At 68.3% G+C, this 5,684-nt stretch carries 6 protein-coding genes and 1 pseudogene; 4 read left to right on the forward strand and 3 right to left on the reverse strand.

Features of this window, described 5'->3' with window-relative positions; all coding sequences use genetic code 11:
* The 3 genes and pseudogenes from E1294_RS50790 to E1294_RS58720 form a co-directional block, all read right to left on the reverse strand.
* A pseudogene (locus E1294_RS50790) lies at positions 1–207 on the reverse strand (RICIN domain-containing protein); the annotation flags it as partial.
* 84 nt (positions 208–291) lie between these two features.
* The gene (locus E1294_RS50795) at positions 292–1,605 is read right to left on the reverse strand and encodes an RICIN domain-containing protein (RefSeq protein WP_132520182.1); all 1,314 of its coding nucleotides are present in this window, start codon (positions 1,603–1,605) and stop codon (positions 292–294) included.
* Entirely contained in the window at positions 1,602–2,567 is a 966-nt protein-coding gene (locus E1294_RS58720) for a glycosyl hydrolase 53 family protein (protein ID WP_425465289.1), read from the reverse strand. The genes E1294_RS50795 and E1294_RS58720 overlap by 4 nt, the downstream gene beginning before the upstream one ends.
* On the opposite strand from E1294_RS58720, the gene E1294_RS56925 reads away from it, so the two are divergent.
* The 4 genes from E1294_RS56925 to E1294_RS50810 form a co-directional block, all read left to right on the forward strand.
* Positions 2,491–2,718, forward strand: a complete 228-nt coding sequence (locus E1294_RS56925; protein ID WP_246083868.1) for a hypothetical protein — start codon at positions 2,491–2,493, stop codon at positions 2,716–2,718. The genes E1294_RS58720 and E1294_RS56925 overlap by 77 nt on opposite strands.
* Positions 2,719–3,985: 1,267 nt before the next feature.
* On the forward strand, positions 3,986–4,162 hold the full coding sequence (locus E1294_RS53915; RefSeq protein WP_165977957.1) for a rhamnogalacturonan endolyase family protein: 177 nt from the start codon (positions 3,986–3,988) through the stop codon (positions 4,160–4,162).
* 228 nt (positions 4,163–4,390) lie between these two features.
* Positions 4,391–5,440 (forward strand): glycosyl hydrolase 53 family protein, encoded by a 1,050-nt coding sequence (locus E1294_RS50805; protein ID WP_132520185.1) that lies wholly within the window; start codon positions 4,391–4,393, stop codon positions 5,438–5,440.
* 12 nt (positions 5,441–5,452) lie between these two features.
* Positions 5,453–5,684, forward strand: a 232-nt coding sequence (locus E1294_RS50810; protein ID WP_425465288.1) for a right-handed parallel beta-helix repeat-containing protein, incomplete at its 3' end; no start/stop codon positions are given.

Here is a 5,684-nt window from a genome sequence, read left to right on the forward strand (position 1 = left end):
CGACTGGTCGGCGATGTCGACCGCTTTGCCGCTGTGCCGCGAGACGATCTGGTAGTACGCCACCGGGTCGATCACGGCCGCATTCGCCGACGGTCCCGTGACCAGTGCGGCGGCGCAGCTCGCGATCAGCGCGCCGACGAGGACGAAGGTGGTGCGGCGTCTGTGCGGACGTCGCGGTGAGGTTGGATCATGGAGAGGCTGTGTCATGGAACCCGTCCAGTGTGATGGCGAAGGGATATCAGGGCACCGCCCGCCCCCCCGTTGCCCGAGCGGTGCCCCGTCAGGTCCGTGTCAGACGCGACGGCGGGTGAAGCGCTGGTTGGGGTTGCCGCTGTAGGTGTATTGGGTGATGCGGGCGCTGTTGGCGGTGGAGTATTCCCAGACGTCCATGGCCAGGCCGGACTCCCGGTTGACGAGGCTGATCACGTCACCGCCGTGGTCGACCACGCGCCACTGCTGAACGGTGGCGCCGGTGTCGGCCTGTTGGACGACGTCCGCGCCGGTCGCGGTGCCCGTGGGCTGGAGGAACAGGCCGCTGTGGCGGGCCTTGAGGCGGACGTGGCCGTCGCCGGTGTCGACGAACTCGAACTGCTGGTTGGGTCCGCCGTTGGCGGTGTATTGGATGAGCCTGGCTCCCGCTGCGGTGGAGGCCTCGTTGATGTCGGCGGCCTTGCCGCTGTGCTGGGCCACCAGGGTGTAGGCGGCGGGGCCGCCGGGCGTGTCGCCCAGCTGGGCTTCCCACCTGGTGTTGGACCCAGCGGCGTCGGCCGGGAGGCGGTCCCTTGCGGCGGTGTCGCCGTACATGGTCCAGCGGGCCCAGTCGACGACGGTGTTCGGGAAGCGGTTGTCGCTCCAGAAGCTGGTGTGGCTGCCGCCGACGAAGGTGAGGAACGCCTTGGGCCAGGTCATCTCCGTGTACGCCTGCCGGGCCGAGGAGTAGGACGTGGTGGAGTCCCGGTCGCCGTGGACGAACAGGACCTTGGCCGAGACCGAGCTGGCGGGGTTGCCCATGTCCACGCAGGATTGCGGGTTGGCGGAGATGATCCGGCTGTCGGGCCAGGCGGTCAGCAGGCCGTGGGTGGTCATGCCGCCCAGGGAGTGGCCTGACACCCCGACGCCGATGCCGCCGTTGATGTGCCCGGCCAGCGGCCCGCTCGTGTTGAGGGCGAGGGTCTCGGTGAGGATCTGCGAGACGTCCTTGGAGGTGTTGCCGTTGTTGATGTCGTTGAAGTTGTGGTTGAAGTGCGGGGCGGGGACGATGAAGCCCGCCGCGGCCAGGGCCCGGATGATGAACAGGGAGTTCTGCGGGCTGCTGCCGTAACCGTGGGTGAAGTTGTAGACGGGGAAGACACCGTTGGCGACCGGGGCGTTCGTCACCGGGTTGCCGCCGGGAGTGCCGGTGGCGGGGTAGTAGACGTAGGTCGTGCACGGGCGGCTGCCGCGGGTCCAGTCATACCGGCGCACGCCGACCGCGAACGGCGTGGCCGGCGCAGGGTCCAGCGACCCGACCGCGGCTAACGCCTGCCCCCCGCCGAGCAGGGACAGGCCGAGGCCCGCCGCTCCGGCCGCGCTCACGCTGAGGAATGTCCGCCGTTGCATGGTCATGGATGACTCCTTGCGGTGTAGGGATGGCTGTGGCGATGGGGGTTCGGTCGGGTCCGCTGCCGGGTGCCTCCGGTCAGCGGCAGGCCGGCTGGACGCGCGGGGCGCCAGCGGTTGCGGGTGCTCGTGCCACCCGCGAGGGGCGGCAGGAGCGTTGCGCACGTGGTCAGGGCAGCCAGCGGATGTTGGGGTTGATGCGGCCGTTCTGGTTGAAGACGGCCTGGTCCTCCCGGGCGTTGCCGGAGGAGTTGATGTCTGCCGGGTTCCAGCCGTTGCCGGGGACGGTGTACCAGGCGGGCCCCAGGCGGAAGACCCCGATGGCTCCCGTGATACGAGCCCGCACGCTGCATCGCCGCGGCCGGCGTCGCGAGCGGTACGGACAGCAGGTCCATGAGGAGGTGAGAGGAAGAACGACGGGTCTCGACGAGCCGGCGGGCCGAGCACGCGGCGACCTGACCGAGATGAACCCATGGTGATTCCGCGCTTTCTCGTGAAGGTCTGCAGGGGTTCGGCGCCGCCTGCACGGCGGGCCATCGGCTTGTCACGGGCTCGCGTCTCCGGTGCCACGGGCCCTGGCCTGCCGGGAGCGGGCGGGGTGCTCGGCAGGCACGGTTGCCCTCGGGCTTACGGCGTCCACCGGACGTGGGGATTGAGGTGGCCGGTCCCGTTAAAGACGGCCGTGTTGTCCCACTCGTTACCGCTGTTTGCGATATTCGCCGGGTCCCAGCCGCTGCCGGGTACCGCGTACCAGGTCGGCTCCCAGGAGAAGACCCCGATCGCACCGGCGTTACGCGCTGTGCTCTGCACCGCCGCGAACCGGTACGCCGAGCAGCGGGAGGTGACCACGCTGCGGTGGAGTCGGCGGTGAAGGGGTAGGCGGTCTCGGCGATGACCACGTCCTTGCCGTACCGGGCGCGCATGTCGGCGATGACCATGGACAAGTGGGACAGCGTGCCGTGCCACATGCGGATCTCGCTGCACGCCACCGGCGTCGTAGTACTTCGCGCCCAGATCAGCGCGCGTCGCAGGGAGGAGACGTCTGCGCCGAGCATGCCGAGCGAAGCGGGTGGCGGCGTGGGCCGGTTGCCCGGCGGGGACGGTCGCGGCGGCGCATAATGCCAACGCCACCAAGATCCTTTTCATGGGTCCTCCGGCGGTCGGAACAGCAGTCGAAAAGCAGGGATCGTCCCAGCACCTGCCCATGTAGATGGCGCGGCCGACCGCGTACGGCCGGCGGCGTCGCCGGCTGCGGACACGGTGGACCGGCCCAGTGGCGCCCGCGCCCTGGGGGCACGGGTGGGCGGACGGTTCACTTGGGCGGGCTGGTGTCGACGGTCCCGTTAGGCGGATGTCGTGTCACCGCATGTTCTGCGGCGGCGGGCGATGGCGGGGATCAGGTGTGAAATCGGCGTGTGGGGTGGGGATGCGATCACATGTCCTCCTCACAGGCTGAATGAAGCTCTGTGAACGTGCACAGTAATGCAGAGCATGGCGTACTGAAAGGGCTGTCTGGAATCCGAGGTAAGGGCGCTGTGAGCAAGCAGACCACTGCAATCGTCGGCGAATAGGCCATTTCCCTTTCTGTGCACGTTCCCAGAGAGGGCGATCTCCGGAGTGCGGACGTGAAAGTTTCATGCGCCCGCTCCATCGGGCGCATGTAGAAGCCGGCCGACCGCGCGGGCGTGGCACAGCGAACCGGATGACGTCAGGAGTCTTGGCGGGGACGACCGGTGGCCCGTTGTAAACGGGTTCGGCCGGCCATGCCGCTGGAGTCCGCCGTGGCGGCCGTCGACCGGTCCCGACAGCCTGATCCCGCCACGTCGGCGGCGAGCCGCTTGCTCGGAAACCGCATGCTCACAACCGCCTCACCATGCGGGCTGCCTGCTGAAGACCACCACCGCGCCTGCTCCGTTCGCCACGCCATCTCTTGCCCCTCTGGGGGAAGAGTCGTCGATGTCGGGCTCGGGTCGAAGCGCAAGGCGGCGCCCATGGTTGGTGCAGCAGGGAGTCCTCGTCGCGGAAGCCGTCCACGTCGACAGAGCACTTGTGCCGCGAAGGACGGGGTGCCGAGTCGAGGACGCCGGAGAGCATCTCGAGGGCTGAGAGAAACGGAAGCCTTGACGACTGATGTCAACGCTCCTACGCTTGCGCCGTTATATCGATTCAACTGCTCCGACCCCCCTAGGAGCTCCCATGCGCCCCACTCGATTAGCCCTCACGATCGAGGCCGCCCTCGTGTGCGCGCGTGCTCCCGGCCACGCCCGCCGGCGGCCGGACCCCGCACGGGATAGAACGCCTCGGCCGTGTTCGGTCGCCACGACGACACCTGATGGCATATCCCTGAGCTGGCCTTTTCCTGGGTATCAAGGTGACCAGATCCGGAATGGGCGGCAGAGTGAGTGCCGGCTTCAGCGTCTACCGCGAGGGCCGGCCGATCGCCGCGGTCACCGACAGCACCACCTACCTGGAGCCCGCTGACACGCCTGCCTCCACGTACGCCGTCGCCCCGATCGCGAGGGGTAAGGAGGGCAGAAGCACCCCTGCCCGCGCATTGGGATGAATCGTTTCATGCCGTCCAGCTCCTATGCCCGCCGATGGCCGTGGCCTGGCTCAGCCCGTCGGGGCACGCCCATCTCAACTGAGTCGTGCCCGTAGCCCGGGATCGTCTCCTCGTTCGATCGGCCGTCGGCGCAATCAGGGGTACTTCGCAAGCCAGCGGTTCGGCGGTTTGCCCAGTGCCAGGTCGAAGTTCACAGCAGACATCTCCGCATCGGAGGGAGCCCGCACCATGACCGACAACGAAACAGGCGCACCTGGCGGTGTGCGGCGGCGTACCGTCCTGCTCGGCGCGGCGGCCGGTGCCGGCGCGCTGGCGTTGGGCACCAGCGCCGTCCGGGCACCGCAGGCGGAGGCCGCCTCCTTCGTCAAAGGCGCGGACATCAGCTGGATGCCGCAGATGGAGGCACGCGGCTACTACTGGAACAACAGGTCCGGCCAGCGGCAGGACCTGTTCACCATCCTCAAGGGCTATGGCATCACCGCCATCAGCCTGCGCACCTGGGTCAACCCGTCCAGCCACCCGGCCAACGGCCACTGCAGCATGGCGGAGACCGTGCAGATGGCACGGCGCTGTGTGGACGCCGGCCTGCAGGTGCTCATCGGGTTCCACTTCGGGGACACCTGGAACTCGGTCGGCGTGCAGAACCCGCCGGCGGCGTGGGCCGGCATGAGCTACAACCAGATGCTCACGGCGATGCGCACCTACGTGACCAACTCGATGAACCAGCTCAGGAGCGCCGGCGTCACACCGGACTGGGTCAAGATCGGTAATGAGACGAACTCGGGCATCTGCAAGCCCACCGGCAGCATCAGCCGACCGGCCCAGATGACCGGCCTGCTGAATGCCGCCTACGACTCGGCCAAGCAGGTCTTCCCCGGCACCCCGGTGCTCATTCACCTGGCCCAGCCGCAGAAGTTCGACAGTATTCAGAACTTCTTCAACGCCTACCGCGGCAACGGCGGGAAGTGGGACATCACCGGCCTGTCCTCGTACGCGCAGGGCGGCAACGTGAGCCCCGTGCTGAACAACATGAGGACCATCCAGACCAGCTACGGCAAGCCGGTCATGCAGGTGGAGTACGGCGGCCCGGTGGGCAAGCCCACTCAGGTGCGCGACTCACTGCGGGCGTTCATCACCGGGATCAAGGGCTTCGGCGGTCTGGGGACCTTCTTCTGGGAGCCCGAGGGTTACCCGTCGTTCAACTACTACAACAGCTCGGCTTGGGACGAAGGCAGCAAGCGCCCGACCGCCGCCATGGACGGCTTTCTCAACGTCTGACGGAGTTCAGTGATGAAACGCTGCATGACGGTGGCGTGTGCCGCCTTGGCCGCGACAGTCGTGGTGAGTCCCACCGCGCTCGCTTCCACGTCCGTGACGGTCGCCAACGCGGCGGCCGCCGTCTACTACGTCGCCCCGAACGGCAGCGACAGCGCCTCGGGAACGCAGGCCGCTCCGTGGGCCTCCATTGCCCGTGCGCAAGCGGCCGCCCAGCCCGGGGACACGGTCTACTTCCGAGGCGGCA

Origin of the sequence: Nonomuraea diastatica (assembly GCF_004349015.1) — a bacterium.
Lineage (GTDB): Bacteria > Actinomycetota > Actinomycetes > Streptosporangiales > Streptosporangiaceae > Nonomuraea > Nonomuraea diastatica.